The following is a 14,240-nucleotide window of genomic DNA, read 5'->3' as shown; positions in this document are numbered from 1 at the left end:
CGCCGACAGGGAGCCGGGGGCTGTGGACAAACCGAAGGGGGTCCGGCCTCGCGGCCGGACCCCCTCACGGTTACCCCTCCCTCGTCGGACTTCCCGATCCCCCCAGATCCCCTCCCGGAAGTGCCGACGCACAGTACGACCCCCGTTCCGCCGGTTCGGTTGCACGACTCCCCTCCGCTTTATCCATTCGTTACCCGGCGGCCCTCTCGCGGACCTCCGAGGTGCCACCAAAACGCCGCACAAGTAGCGTTTCCGGCATGAGCGAATCTTCATTCCAGGACGACGTCCTCGGCGAACTCGGCGACGACAGGCTGACCGAGATCGCCGGACTGCTCGGCACCGACGCGAACGGCGCGCGCGAGACCGTGGCCGAGACCGTGGGCGCCATGACCGGCGACCTCCAGCAGAAGGCCGGTGCCGACGACGACGACGGCACCGAGGTGCGTCAGGCCTTCGCCGAGGTGGCGCAGCCCCCCGAGCCCCCGCTCCAGGGCGTGGCCACCCTCGGCGGCGGCCTGGGCGGCATGCTCGGCGGCGGCATGATGGCCGGGGTGCTCGCCAAGGTGAGCAAGCCCGTGGCCAACGCCGTCTCCAAGAAGACGGGCATCCCCGCGCCCACCATCGCCCGGGTCATCGAGCTGCTGATCCCGGTCCTCCTGGCCGTCTTCGCCAAGCGCGCGGCGGCCGGCAAGGGCGGAGCGGCCTCGGCCGGCGGGGCCCCCGGCGCGGCTCCGGCGGGCGGCGCGGCCCCGGCCGGCGGCGGGCTCGGCGACATCCTGGGCCAGATCCTGGGCGGCGGGAAGAAGTGACCCCGACCCGCTGAACGGCCCGCGGAACCCGTACGGAGCAGTGCCCGGCGGGTTCCGCGGACCGCGCTCATCGGACCGGGCCGGCGACGGCCGCCACCGCCGGACGGTCCGTCACGCCGACCTCCTCCGTACGGGCCTTCGCGCGCGCGGGGCCCAGGGAGGTCAGGCCGACCCCGCCGACGAGGAGCGCCGCCGCCACCCAGCGCGGGCCGGAGATCCCCTCGCCGAGGACCAGCGCGGCCGAGGACATCCCGAAGACCGGCACCAGGAGCGAGAACGGCGCCACCGAGGAGGCCGGGTAGCGGCGCAGGAGGTAGCCCCAGGCCCCGAAGCCGAAGACGGTGGACACCCAGGCCACGTAGAGGATGACGGCGGCTCCGGACCAGTCCAGGGCGCTCAGGGCGGCCACGTCCCGCTCGGGTCCCTCGATCAGCAGGGAGAGCCCGAACAGCGGGAGTACGGGGACCGCGCACACCCACACCATGAAGTTCAGGGCGTCCGGCGGGGCCGCCTTGCGGGTGAGCACGTTGGACACGCCCCAGCAGGCGGCGGCCGCGACGACCAGGGTGAATCCGGTCGCGGGCCCGGAGACCCCCCGGTCCACGGCGGCGACGGCGATCCCGGCCAGCGCCACGCCCATGCCCAGCGCCCTGACCCGGCCGGGCCGTTCGCGCAGGACGACAGCGGCGATGACGGCGGTGAAGACAGCCTGGATCTGGAGCACCAGGGAGGAGAGCCCCGCGGGCATCCCGGCGGCCATGCCGGTGAACAGCAGGCCGAACTTGGCGATGCCCAGGCTCACTCCGACCCCGACGATCCACTTCCAGGCGACCTTGGGCGGCCCGACGAAGAAGATCGCGGGCAGGGCGGCGACCAGGAAGCGCAGGGCGGACAGCAGCAGCGGCGGGAAGTGGCCGAGGCCGATCTCGATGACGACGAAGTTGAAGCCCCACACGGCGGCTACGAGGACGGCGAGGGCGGTGTGTACGGGACGCATGCTCCGAGCATCGGCCCTGCAACCGTGTAGCACCAGCGCGGATCCCTTCCCCGATGGATGAAGCAGTGCTTACGATTCGGGCATGCTCGACCTCTCCCGGCTCCGCGCCCTGCACGCCGTCTCCGTCCACGGTTCGGTCGCCGGCGCGGCGGCCGCCCTCGGCTACACGCCCTCCGCCGTCTCGCAGCAGATCGCCAAACTGGAGCGCGAGACCCGCACCACCCTGCTGGAGCGGCGCGGCCGCGGGGTCGCGCTCACCGAGGAGGCCCGCCACCTGGCCGACACCGCCCACGAGTTGCTGACGATCGTGGAGCGGGCCGAGACCACCCTGGAGCAGCGGCGCGGCCGGCCGAGCGGGCTGCTGACGGTGGCCGCGTTCGCCTCGGCGGCGCGCGGGCTGCTGCCCGGGGTGTTGGCCGAACTGGCCGCCCTGCACCCGGCGCTGGAGGTACGCCTCACCGAGGTGGACCCGCACCTGTCGGTGGACCTGGTGGCCCGCGGCGTGACCGATCTGGCGGTGGCCCACGACTGGGACATCGCCCCCCTGCCCACCCCGGAGGGGGTCGAGCAGGCGGTCATCGGGGACGACCCCTGCGACCTGGTGGTCCCGGCCGGGCACCCCTTCACCGCCCGCCGCGTGGTGCGCCGGGCCGACCTCGGCGGGCAGCGCTGGGTGTGCCAGCCGCCCGGCCGGGTCTGCCACACCTGGCTGGTGCGGACGATGCGCACGGCCGGGTTCGAGCCGGAGATCGCGCACGTGGCCGAGGAGAACCACACCATCGTCGCCCTGGTCGCGGCCGGACTGGGCGTCGCCGTGGTGCCCCGGCTCGGCACGGGCGCCCTGCCGGCGGGCGCGGTGGCCGTACGCCTGGAGCCGGGCCCCGTACGCCGGTTGTACGCCCTGTGGCGAACGGGCGCGGCCCGCCGGCCCGCGATCACCGAGGCGGTGCGGACCCTCCAGGAGCACTGGCGGCGGGCGGAGCCCCTTCCGGGGGACCTCCCGAGTGTCCGTCGACCTCCGGGCGGACTACCCCAGTAGGGTCCGGCGGGTGTCGAACCACGCCTCCCGCCGGGCCCTGCTCGCCGCCGCAGCCATGGCCGCCGTCACGGCCGCCGGAGCCGCCTCCTTCGCCGTGGGGGGCCACCGCGCCCCCGACGACGCCCGCAACCCCGAAGGGTCCGCGGGGCGCTACCCGGACCGGGCCCGACTGCGCGCCAGGGTCGCCGCGATGAGCCTTGCCGAGCAGGTGGGCCAGCTGTTCGTGTCCCGCGCGTACGGACATTCGGCGACCGACCCCGACCCCGAGGACGCCGAGGCGAACCTGGCCCAGTTCGGCGTGCGCACCGCCGCCGAGTTGGTCTCCCGCTACCACCTGGGCGGGGTGGTCTACTTCGCGTGGGCCCACAACACCCGCGCCCCGCGGCAGATCGCCGCACTCTCGGACGACCTCCAGCGGGCGGCGACGGGCTCCGGCGCCGGCGTGCCGCTGCTGATCTCCACCGACCAGGAACACGGGGCAGTCGCCCGCATCGGCCGGCCCGCCACCCTGCTGCCCGGGGCGATGGCCCTGGGCGCGGGCGGCTCCACGGCCGACGCCCGCCGGGCGGCCGGCATCGCCGGGACCGAGCTGGCCGCGCTGGGGATCCGCCAGGACTACGCCCCGGTGGCGGACGTGAACGTGAACCCGGCCAACCCGGTGATCGGCGTACGGTCCTTCGGGTCCGACCCGGGCGCGGTGGCGGCGCTGGCCGCCGCCCAGGTGCGCGGCTACCAGGCGGCGGGGGTGGCCGCGACGGCGAAGCACTTCCCGGGCCACGGGGACACCGAGACCGACAGTCACGTCGGGCTGCCGGTGATGCGGCACAGCCGGGCGCAGTGGGAGGAGCTGGACGAGCCGCCGTTCCGGGCGGTGGTGGAGGCGGGCGTGGACGTGGTGATGACGGCGCACATCGTCTTCCCCGCGCTCGATCCCTCGGGGGACCCCGCGACCCTCTCGCGGCCCATCGTCACCGGGATCCTGCGCGAACGCCTCGGCTTCCGGGGGGTGGTGGTCACCGACGCCCTCGACATGGCCGGGGTCCGCCAGAAGTACGGGGACGAACGGATCCCGGTGCTGGCCCTCAAGGCGGGGTGCGACCAACTGCTGAACCCGCCGGACCTGGCCCTGGCCCAGCGCGGGGTGCTGGCGGCGGTGGAGTCGGGCGAGCTGTCGCGGGGGCGGATCGAGGAGTCCGTGCTGCGGATCCTGGAGCTGAAGGCCCGCCGGGGCCTGCTGGAGGACCCGTACACCACGGCCCCGGAGGTGGACTCGGTGGTGGGCTCGGCCGGGCACCTGGAGGCGGCCGACGAGATCGCGGCGGCCACCACCACCCTGCTGGCCAATCCGCGCGGGTTGCTGCCCTTCGACCGGGCGACCGCTCCGCGGCTGCTGGTCACCGGGACGGACCCGGTCTCCCCCACGGGTACGACGGGACCCCCTACGACGGTCCTGGCCCGGGAGCTGACCGCGCTGGGCTGCCGGGCGACCGCGTTCGCGCCCGCCCAGGCGGTGGCCGCGGTCGCGGGGCACGCGGCGGTGCTCGTGTGCTCCTACAACGTCCCGGAGGGGGAGAGCCCGCAGCGCACCCTGGTCGCGGACCTGATCGCGACGGGCGTGCCGGTGGTCCTGGTGGCGATCCGCAATCCGTACGACCCGGCGCGGCTGCCCGCGTGCGCGGCCGAGCTGGCCACGTACACCTGGACGGACGTGGAGATGCGGGCGGCGGCTCGGGTGCTGACCGGGGAGCGGCGGCCCGTGGGCCGGCTCCCCGTCGCGGTCCCGGGCCGCTACCCGCTGGGCCACGGGCTGTCGTACGGCCCGTGACCCCCTCCGTGCGACGGTGGGGCTACGGCCGCAACTGCGGCTCGCGCTCCAGGTCGTTGCGGTCGAGCACGGCGTCCGGCGCTGCCAGCGGCCTGGCGGCCGGGGCGGCGCCGAACAGGGCGGCGGCGGGCGCCACTCCGGCCCACTGGAGGATCCTCGCGGTGGCGAGGTCGCGCTCGCCCTCCTGGAGCTTGGCGACGCTCGCGCCGTGGTTGGCGCCGGGCGCGATCATCACGTAGCTGTCGCGCACCCCGTACCCGAGGCGGAAGGGCTCGGCGCCCCACGGGTCGTTCTGCCCGTACACGAACAGCATCTGGTTCGCGTGGGTGCGGACCCACTGGTCCACGTCCGCCATGACCCCCGGCTGGAAGGTCATCGGGATCGAGCGCGGCACGAAGTCGCGCGGCGGCTGGTAGCCGTAGCGGCTCAGGCCCTTGAGGTGCGGCTGCTTGATGTCGGGCGATCCGAGCTGTGTACCCGCCTGGTAGTAGTAAGGCGTGTACGTCTCCAGGCCCTGGTCGGCGTAGGCCGAGAAGCCGGAGATCGCGTCGACGGTGTCCCAGATCTCTTGGTCGGAGGCGGTGGCCGCGACCGGGACGGAGGCGCAGTCGGACAGCAGGCTGTACTGCCAGAAGGCCCAGGCGTAGTCCAGGACCACGGCTTCGAAGGCCTTGTCGAGGCTGCCGATGGTGGTGAAGGTCCAGCCGTTCTCGGCGGCGGCGGCCGTGTACGTGGCCTCCAGGGGTGCCCGCCGGATCAGCGCCTCGCGCTGCACGTTGTTCAGCTTGTCGCGGCACTCCTTGGTGCCGACCTTGGTGAAGAACCGGTCGTACGCCGAGTCCTCGTTGTTGACGACGTCGTTGGGCGCGACGTACGCGACGACGCCGTCCATGTCGCGCGGGTAGTAGCGCTCGTAGTACGTCGCCGTCATGCCGCCCTTGCTGCCGCCCGTGGCCAGCCAGTTCTTCGGGTAGACCTTCTTGAGGGCGGTGAAGAGGCGGTGCTGGTCACTGGCGGCCTGCCAGATGTCCAGCGTGGCCCAGTTGGCCGGGTCGGGCCGCGACGGGGTGAAGAACCGGTACTCCAGGGAGATCTGGTTGCCGTCGACGATGGTCGTCGGCTCGCTCCGGCGCGGGCTCGTGTTGACGTTGTAGCCCGAGGTGAAGAACACGGTCGGACGGGAGACGTCCTTGTGCAGCAGGGTCAGGCGCTGCTTGAAGGTGCCCTTGAAGGGCTGCCGGTGATCGACCGGCTGCTCGTAGTTCAGGACGAAGAAGCGGTACCCCGGGTACGGCTTCTCCTCGATCAGGCTCATCCCCGGGATGCCGAGGATCCGGTCCTTGATGTCCGTGGCGGCGGTCGGCCCCGCGGCGGTGGCCGCTTGTGCCGTGGCGCCTGCCGTGCCCATGGCGCCGATGAGCACCACGAGCGACAGCAGCCATCCGAGCGTCTTGCGCATTCACCCTCCCCTTGAGTTCACTGTGGTCACCGTGAACCTAGCGGGGCCAACGCACGTTCGAACAGCCTCAGTTGGGCCGCTCTCTCAGCACAGGATCCAGCCGGAACGCACCGATCCGGCCGCCACGCTCCCCTTCACATACACACAGCGGTTGATCGCGCCGACGCTGACGGGGCCCGCGTAGCGGGTGAATTGCCCCGAATCGCCCACGGGGACACCGCCGCGTGGCTGAATGCTGACGGACATGTGGCGGCGCTGTCCGGGCCCCAGGGCCACGGTCACCGCGCAGGCCTGGGTGCGGCTCTTGTACACGCGCACCTCACCCGTGTCGAAGAGCAGCGTCTTGACCAGCCGCCCCGCACACCCGCCCGTCGCCGCGTGCGCGGGCGCCGCCGCGAACAGCCCCCCGACCACGAGCCAGAGCGCCGTCCCGAACACCCCCAGACACCGGCCCCACCGGCCGCCGCGCCACAGCCCCCGCTTCCCCGACACCCTTCCGTCCCGCAACACCCTGGCCCCCCGATCCGTCGTACGTAACACGTACACGAGTACGACGCGCCATCCCGCCGGAAGGTTGCACGGGCCACACGCCCCAGGGGTAGGGGTGGGGGCGGGCCACCCGGATCCGGCCACGCGTCGCTCGTACGAGTGCATCCACAACTTCGTTGCCGGAGATGGGGAGTTCACGATCACCGGAGAGATTACGCTAAGCGATCGAAGGGCCGCTCACCGTAGCCGCTTCGCACTCCCACCCCGAAGGGCGCCCGCCGTGACGAACGACCTGCTCGACCGGAAGCTGGAGCGCGCGTTCGCGCACCTCGACGCCGACTCCAACGGCGTGATCGACGAGCAGGACATGATCGCGCTCGGGTCCCGGCTGCTCACGGCCCTCGCCGAGCCCGCCGACTCCCCCAAGGCCGTCGAGGTCTTCCGCGGGCTCACCGACTTCTGGGTCGACCTCTTCAACGAGCTGGGCGTGGGCCAGGACCAGAAGTTGACCCCGGAGCAGTACCGGGACGGCATGACCCGGCTGTACAAGGACGGCGGGCCCGCCTACGAGAAGTCCTTCCGCCCGATGGTGAAGGCCATCCTGACCGTGGTGGACACCAACGGCGACGGGCACGTCAGCCCGGAGGAGTTCCACAAGGCGCAGCTGGCCTTCGACACGAAGCTGGAGCCGGCCGCCGCGGACGCCCTCTTCGCGAAGATCGACAAGAACCACGACGGCTACCTGTCGGTGGACGAACTCCTCGAAGCGGTGCGCGAGTACTACACCGGTGACGACGAGGAAGCCCCCGGCAACCTGCTCTTCGGCGAGCTGTAGCCCGAAGGCGGCGCAGCCCGAAGGCGCCGCAGCCCGAAGCGACTTAGGGGCGCGAGCCCCTCTCGAACCCGGCCGGGCGGAACAGGACCCCCCGCACCTGTTCCGCCCGGCCGCCGTACGTTCCGCGGTGCGCCCGACGCCCGAGCCGACGGCTCAGGGCGCGGTGGCTTCCCAGGCCGCATCGATCATCCGGAAGACCTCGTCCACCGTGACCTCGGGATCGTCCGCCCGACAGGCCAGCGCGTAGGCGTCGATGGCGAACCGCGCGGTCGCCCGGCAGGCCGTCGCACTCCGGGACAGGTGGGGATCGGCGGCCAGCGACGCCGCCAGCGCCTGCGCGTGACGCAGGCCCATCGACTCCTCGTACTCCCGCAGGGCGGGTGACCCCTCGATCATGCGTCGGACGGGGGCGGCGCCCTCCGCCGTGCAGTGCCGCACCAGGGCCTGGACCTCGCGGTGCAGCGCCGGGATCAGCGGCTCGTGCGGAGGCCGGTCCGTCACCGCTCGCGTGAGGCGCTGCTCGAAGTCCTGGTCACGCTCGAACACCAGGGCCTCCTTCGTGGCGAAGTGGGCGAAGACGGTGGTGACGGCCACGTCGGCCTCGGCCGCCACATCGCGGATGCCCACGGCGTCGTACCCGCGCTCCAGGAAGAGGCGCAGCGCGGTGTCGGCGATCTTCTGACGGGTCGCGGCCTTCTTGCGTTCGCGGCGTCCGGAGGGCTCGGTCATGGCCTGACACTACCAGGTATGAATCCCGAACTGTTGTGAAACCCTAACAGTTAGCGTTACTGTCGGCCGCATGAGGAAAATCAGCTTCGGCGAGTTCGGCGGTCCCGAGGTCCTGCGACTGGTGGAAGCCGATGAGCCCCACGCGGGCCCCGGTCGGATACGCATCGCGGTACGGGCGGCGGGCGTCAACCCCGTCGACTGGAGGATCCGGGAGGGCCAGGTCCTGGGAGCCCATCCGGTCGAACTGCCCTCCGGGGTCGGACTGGACGCCGCCGGGGTGGTGGACGAGGTCGGCGAGGGCGTCGAGGGGGTCGATGTCGGCGACCGGGTGTTCGGCGAAGGCGTCGACACGTACGCCGAATTCGCCGTGCTGTCGGCCTGGGCCCGGATGCCCGAGGGACTGGCCTTCGAGGAGGCGGCCGGGTACCCGTCGGTGGTGGAGACCGCGCTGCGCGTCATACGGGAGGTCGGCGTGCGGCCCGGGCAGACCCTGTTGGTCAGCGGAGCGTCCGGCGGCGTCGGGTCGGCGGTGCTGCAGATCGCCCGCGCGCGCGGCATCACGGTGGCCGGCACGGCCGGGGCCGCGAACCAGGACTACCTGCGCGGCCTGGGCGCCCTCGCCACGACCTACGACGAGGGCTGGGTCGCACGGGTGCGGCAGCTGGGCCGGGTCGACGCGGCCCTCGACCTGGCCGGCTCGGGGGTGATCCGCGAACTCGTCGAGCTGACGGGGGACCCGCGCAAGGTCGTCTCCATCGCCGACCTCGGTGCGCCGCGGCTGGGCGTCCGGTTCTCCGGCGTGGCCGGGAGCGTGCCGGACGCGCTCGCCGAGGCCGTCGACCTCATCACCCGGGGCAGGCTCCACATCCCGGTCGAGAGGTCGTACCCGCTCACCGAAGCGGCGGCGGCGCACGCCGACAGCCGCGCCGGCCACACCCGGGGGCGCCGGGTCCTGGTCGTCCGAGCCGGGGCCCGGCAGGATCCGGAAGGAACGGCCTAGGCGGCCTAGACGACCCGGGCGGCCTAGGCGGCCTAGGCGGCGGCCCGCTCGCCCTCGTCCTCGCCGACGAAGGTCCGCCACAGGCGCGCGTACCGGCCGCCGCGGGCCAGCAGTTCGGCGTGGGTGCCGTCCTCGACGACCCGGCCGCTGTCCATGACCACCACCCGGTCGGCGCGGGCCGCGGTGGTGAGGCGGTGGGCGACGACCAGGGTGGTGCGCTTGCCCGCGAGCCGCTCGGTGGCCCGGTTGACCTGGGCCTCGGTGGCCAGGTCCAGGGCCGCGGTGGCCTCGTCGAGGAGCAGCACGTCCGGGTCGACGAGTTCGGCCCGGGCCAGCGCGATCAGCTGGCGCTGACCGGCCGAGAGGTTGCGGCCCCGTTCGGCGACGGTGTGCAGGTAGCCCCCGTCGAGGGTGGCGACCATGTCGTGGGCGCCGACCGCGCGGGCGGCCGCCTCCACCTCGGCGTCGCTCGCGCCGGGTCGCCCGTAGGCGATGGCGTCACGGACCGTCCCCGGGAAGAGGTACGACTCCTGGGGGACGACCCCCAGCCGGTGGCGGTAGGCCGTCAGATCCAGCTCGCGCAGGTCGGCCCCGTCGGCGGTGACCCGGCCGGAGGTGGGGTCGTAGAACCGGGCCACCATCTTGACCAGCGTGGACTTGCCCGCTCCGGTCTCACCGACGAAGGCGACGGTCTGCCCGGCGGGTATGCGCAGGGTGATCCCGCCCAGCGCGTCACCCTTCTCCCCGCGCTCCTCGGCGGTGCCGTACTGGAAGCGGACGTCCTCGAAGGCGATCTCGCCGCGCAGCCGCTCCACCCCGGCGGCTTCGGCGGAGCGGGGGGTGGTGGTGGGCTCGCGCAGCAGGTCCTGGATCCGGCCGAGGGAGACGGTGGCCTGCTGGTAGCCGTCGAAGACCTGGGAGAGCTGCTGGACGGGTGCGAAGAACAGGTCGATGTAGAGCAGGTAGGCGACGAGCGCGCCCGTGGTGAGGGTGGCGGCCTCCACCCGGCCCGCGCCGACGATCAGCACGGCGGCCGCCGCGCCCGAGGCCAGCAGCTGCACGAAGGGGAAGTAGACCGATATCAGCCACTGTCCGCGCACGCGGGCCTGCCGGTAGGAGTCGCTGCGCTCGGCGAAGCGGGTGGCTCCGGTGGTCTGCCGGCGGAAGGCCTGCACCAGGCGCAGGCCCGCGACGGACTCCTGGAGGTCGGCGTTGACCACGCTGACCCGGTCGCGGGCCAGCTCGTAGGCGGCGACGGACTTGCGGCGGAAGATCATCGTGCCGATGACGAGCACGGGCAGGGTCGCGAAGACGATCAGCGCGAGTTCCACGTCGAGGACGAGGAGGGCGACGAGGATGCCGAAGAAGGTCAGGACGGAGACGACGGCGGTGACGAGACCGGTCTGCAGGAACGAGGACAGGGAGTCGACGTCCGTGGTCATCCTGGTCATGATCTTGCCGGTGAGCTCGCGCTCGTAATAGTCCAGGCCGAGGCGCTGGAGTTGGGCGAAGATCTTGACGCGCAGGGCGTACAGCACGCGCTCGCCGGTGCGGCCCGTCATCCGGATCTCGGCGAACTGCGCGACCCACTGGGCGAGGACGAGGACGAGCGCGAGCCCGGAGGCCACCCAGACGGCGCCGAGGGCGGCCTGCTCGACGCCCTGGTCGATGCCGTGGCGGATCAGGATCGGCAGGAGCAGCCCGGAGCCGGCGTCGAGGGCGACGAGGCCGAGGCTGATGGCGAGGGGGGCCCAGAAGCCGCGCAGCAGGCGGCGCAGTCCGTAGCTCACCTCGGCGGAGGCGGCCCGGTCCTCGTCCACGTCCGGCCGGTCCTCGACGGGCGGCAGCGCGGCCACCTGGGCGAGGAGTTCGGGGGTCGCGGGCATCCCGGCGACGGACTCGGGGCCGGCGCCCCGGCCCTCCTCGCGTCGCCACAGCTCGGGGGTGACCCCGTCGACGACGCGCCGCTTGGCGCTGACCGGCTCGGAGTCGATCTCCGCTTCCAGCTCGATGTCCCGTTCCAGGGCGCCGTCGAGGTCCCGCTCCAGGTCCCGCTCGAACTCGGTCATGACCGGGGACTCGGGGACCCGCGGGGAACCGCCGCCGAGGGCATCGGGGTCGGTGAGCAGCCGCCGGTAGAGGGCGGAGCCGCGCTCCAGCTCCTCGTGGGTGCCGACGGCCGCCAGACGGCCCCCGTCGAGGACGGCGATCCGGTCGGCGAGGGCGAGGGTGGAGCGGCGGTGGGCGATGAGGAGGGTGGTGCGGCCCGCCATGACGGAGCGCAGTGCCTCGTGGATCTCGTGCTCGACGCGGGCGTCCACGGCGGAGGTGGCGTCGTCGAGGAGGAGCAGGCGGGGGTCGGTGAGGATGGCGCGGGCGAGCGCGACGCGCTGGCGCTGACCGCCGGAGAGCGTCAACCCCTGTTCGCCGACCTTGGTGTCGTAGCCGGCGGGCAGCGCCTCGATGAAGGATTCGGCCTGGGCGGCGCGGGCGGCGGCCCGGACCTGCTCGTCACCGGCGTCGGGGCGCCCGTAGGCGATGTTGGCGCGGATGGTGTCGGAGAAGAGGAAGGAGTCCTCGGGGACGAGCCCGATGGCCGCGCGCAGGGAGTCGTACGTCAGCTCGCGCACGTCGTGGCCGCCGACGCGGACGGCGCCGTGGTCCGCGTCGTAGAAGCGCGGCAGGAGCAGCGAGACGGTGGACTTGCCGCTGCCGGAGGCGCCGACGACGGCGACGGTCTCGCCCTCGGCGATGCTGAGGGAGAACCCGTCGAGGACGGGCCGCTCGGGGTCGTAGCCGAAGCGGACGTCGTCGAACTCGACGGTGGCGGGGGCGTCGGCGGGCAGGGCGAGGGTGCCGTCCCGGATGACCGGCTCGGTGTCGATCAGCTCGTAGACGCGCTCGACGCCGGCGCGGGCCTGCTGGCCGACGGTGAGGACCATGGCGAGCATGCGGACGGGGCCGACGAGCTGGGCGAGGTAGGTGGAGAAGGCGACGAAGGTGCCGAGGGTGACCTGCCCCTTGGTGGCCATCCAACCGCCGAGCGCCAGCATGGCGACCTGCCCGAGGGCGGGAACGGCCTGGAGCGCCGGGGTGTAGCGGGAGTTCATCCGGATGGCGCGCATCCGGCCGCCGAACAGCTTGCGGCCGGCCTCGCGGAGCTTGCCGGTCTCCTGCTCCTCCTGCCCGAAGCCCTTGACGACGCGGACGCCGGTGACGGCTCCCTCGACGACGCCGGCGACGGCCGCGGCCTGCGCCTGGGCGTACCAGGTGGCGGGGAAGAGCTTCTTGCGGCTGCGCTTGGCGATGAACCAGAGGGCGGGGGCCATCAGCAGGGCGACGAGGGTCAGCAGCGGGGACAGCCACAGCATGATGCCGAGGGATATCCCGAAGAGGAGGAAGTTCCCGATGGTCATCGGGAGCATGAACAGCAGACCCTGGATGAGCTGGAGGTCGCTGGTGGCCCGCCCGATCACCTGGCCGGTCGACAGTTCGTCCTGGCGCCGGCCGTCGAGGCGGGCGATGGCGTCGTACATGTCGATGCGGAGGTCGTGCTGGACGTCGAGGGCGAGACGGCCGCCGTAGTACCTGCGTATGTAGGTGAGCGCGTAGACGAGGACGGCGGCGCCTATGAGGGCGCCCGCCCAGGGACCCATGTCCTTGGTCTTGTCCCCGATGACGTCGTCGATGATCACGCGGGTGACGAGCGGCACCAGCGCCATGACGGCCATGCCGGCCAGCGAGGACCCGAGCGCGAGCAACACGTTGGCCTTGTAGCGCCAGGTGTAGCCGGCCAGCCGCCTGCCCCAGCCCGATTTCTCGCCCTTGGCCGTCTGTCCCGCCGTCACGTGATGCCTCCCCGTTGGTCCTGTCCTGCCGCCTCCCCCAACGCTCCGACCGGCGGATTTCATCCCGCTGCAACAATCGCACTGGGGTACGGGGCCGGCACGCGGGGTTCATCCGACCGGGGGGTGGCGGCGATTTTCGCCCACTCGTACGCCGGAGCGTCCCCACGTTCCGACGCCGTGCTGGTCGGTCACGGACACGGGAAGCCCACCCGAGACCGGAAGGTCGCCGAAGGGCCCGGGAGCACGAGGCGGCCTCAGCGGGTCGGGCCTGAGCGGGTCGGGTCGGGTCGGTCTACGGGGCGTCGAACTCGTACTCCAGCACGTACGCGGAGGCGTCGAGGACCATCTCGTTGACCTCGACGACGCGCCCGTCCGCCGTGAGGGCGGTCCGGCAGATCAGGACGACGGGGGTGCCGGCCGCGAGACCGAGGCGGGTGGCCTCGTCCCCGCTGGGCATCCGCGAGCGGATCTCCTCCCGGAACCGGGCGGGCTTGTGCCCGATCTCCGCGAGGCGGGCGTAGATCCCGCCGGGTCCGGTGTTCGGCTCGGCGATGGCGGTGCCGGCGACCAGCGCCGCGTCGAGGTACGAGGTGGCCAACAGGACCGGCTTGCCGTCGAGCAGGAAGCGGCGGCGACGCACGCATGCCGGTCCGCCTCCGGCGAGGTCGAGCGCGGCGGCGACGGCCGCCGGGACGGCCTCTTCGGCCACTCCGAGGAACTCGACCTCGGGATCGCGGCCCTTGCCGTCGGCGGCCCAGATCGACCCTCCGGCACCCCACACCTCGACGGCGAGCCGTTGGATCCCGCGGCGCCGGATCCCGACCCGGAATTCGCGCACGAAGACCCCCGCGCCCTTGCGCGCCTCGGCCAGCCCTTCCGACTGCAGGACGCCGAAGGCCTGCCGAGCGGTCATCCGCGCGACACCGTAGGCGGCCATCAGGTCGCTCTCGCCGGGCAGCCGGTCACCGGGGCCGTATTCACCGGAAGCGATCGCGTCCTTCAACGCGGCGGCGATGCGCAGATATTTGGGCTGCCGCCCGGCAGCCCCGTCCTTCGCCATGCCGATCCTCCCGATCACGTGCCGACAGCCTAGGCGCGTCAGGGACCACGGGCGCCATCAGTCCGGCCCGCCACGCACGGCTGAACCTATCTAGATACCTATTGACGGATGCGGAGGGCGACCGCTTCACTCTCCTCAGGTATCTAGATA

General features: G+C 72.9%; 11 protein-coding genes. 5 read left to right on the top strand and 6 right to left on the bottom strand.

Features of this window, described 5'->3' with window-relative positions; all coding sequences use genetic code 11:
- Positions 1-257 precede the first annotated feature (257 nt).
- Complete coding sequence (locus ACIOD1_RS32765; RefSeq protein ID WP_365614941.1) at positions 258-809, top strand: DUF937 domain-containing protein; 552 nt, start codon at positions 258-260, stop codon at positions 807-809.
- A gap of 67 nt (positions 810-876) precedes the next feature.
- Here ACIOD1_RS32765 and ACIOD1_RS32760 read toward each other — a convergent pair whose 3' ends face one another.
- Positions 877-1,806 (bottom strand): EamA family transporter, encoded by a 930-nt coding sequence (locus ACIOD1_RS32760; RefSeq protein WP_365614944.1) that lies wholly within the window; start codon positions 1,804-1,806, stop codon positions 877-879.
- A gap of 82 nt (positions 1,807-1,888) precedes the next feature.
- Between ACIOD1_RS32760 and ACIOD1_RS32755 the strand changes: the two genes are divergently transcribed.
- Entirely contained in the window at positions 1,889-2,845 is a 957-nt protein-coding gene (locus ACIOD1_RS32755) for a LysR family transcriptional regulator (RefSeq protein WP_365614947.1), read from the top strand.
- A 55-nt stretch (positions 2,846-2,900) separates the two neighbouring features.
- Positions 2,901-4,670, top strand: a complete 1,770-nt coding sequence (locus ACIOD1_RS32750; RefSeq protein WP_401906546.1) for a glycoside hydrolase family 3 N-terminal domain-containing protein — start codon at positions 2,901-2,903, stop codon at positions 4,668-4,670.
- A gap of 22 nt (positions 4,671-4,692) precedes the next feature.
- Here the strand turns inward: ACIOD1_RS32750 and ACIOD1_RS32745 are convergent, their stop codons facing one another.
- Both ACIOD1_RS32745 and ACIOD1_RS32740 read right to left on the bottom strand, forming a co-directional pair.
- A complete protein-coding gene (locus ACIOD1_RS32745) occupies positions 4,693-6,129 on the bottom strand; it encodes an aminopeptidase (protein ID WP_401906508.1) in 1,437 nt (478 codons plus the stop codon).
- Between the two features lie 84 nt (positions 6,130-6,213).
- On the bottom strand, positions 6,214-6,573 hold the full coding sequence (locus tag ACIOD1_RS32740) for a hypothetical protein (protein WP_401906543.1): 360 nt from the start codon (positions 6,571-6,573) through the stop codon (positions 6,214-6,216).
- A 325-nt stretch (positions 6,574-6,898) separates the two neighbouring features.
- Here ACIOD1_RS32740 and ACIOD1_RS32735 point away from each other — a divergent pair, with 325 nt between their 5' ends.
- Positions 6,899-7,453, top strand: coding sequence for an EF-hand domain-containing protein (locus ACIOD1_RS32735; RefSeq protein WP_365614952.1), 555 nt, complete (start codon positions 6,899-6,901; stop codon positions 7,451-7,453).
- A 153-nt stretch (positions 7,454-7,606) separates the two neighbouring features.
- On the opposite strand, the gene ACIOD1_RS32730 is transcribed toward ACIOD1_RS32735, so the two are convergent.
- Entirely contained in the window at positions 7,607-8,182 is a 576-nt protein-coding gene (locus ACIOD1_RS32730; RefSeq protein ID WP_365614955.1) for a helix-turn-helix domain-containing protein, read from the bottom strand.
- 70 nt (positions 8,183-8,252) lie between these two features.
- Between ACIOD1_RS32730 and ACIOD1_RS32725 the strand changes: the two genes are divergently transcribed.
- Positions 8,253-9,182 (top strand): NADP-dependent oxidoreductase, encoded by a 930-nt coding sequence (locus ACIOD1_RS32725; protein WP_401906504.1) that lies wholly within the window; start codon positions 8,253-8,255, stop codon positions 9,180-9,182.
- 32 nt (positions 9,183-9,214) lie between these two features.
- Here ACIOD1_RS32725 and ACIOD1_RS32720 read toward each other — a convergent pair whose 3' ends face one another.
- Positions 9,215-13,030 carry an ABC transporter ATP-binding protein gene (locus ACIOD1_RS32720; RefSeq protein ID WP_401906501.1) on the bottom strand — a complete coding sequence of 1,272 codons (3,816 nt, stop codon included), beginning with the start codon at positions 13,028-13,030 and terminating at the stop codon, positions 9,215-9,217.
- Positions 13,031-13,322: 292 nt separating this feature from the next.
- Entirely contained in the window at positions 13,323-14,090 is a 768-nt protein-coding gene (locus tag ACIOD1_RS32715) for a GntR family transcriptional regulator (protein WP_365628985.1), read from the bottom strand.
- Positions 14,091-14,240 lie beyond the last annotated feature (150 nt).

The sequence above is a fragment of the Streptomyces sp. NPDC088097 genome (genome assembly GCF_044741845.1).
Classification (GTDB): Bacteria; Actinomycetota; Actinomycetes; order Streptomycetales; family Streptomycetaceae; genus Streptomyces.
Note: the sequence above shows the minus strand (reverse complement) of the source record. Positions and strands in the feature narration are given on the sequence as shown.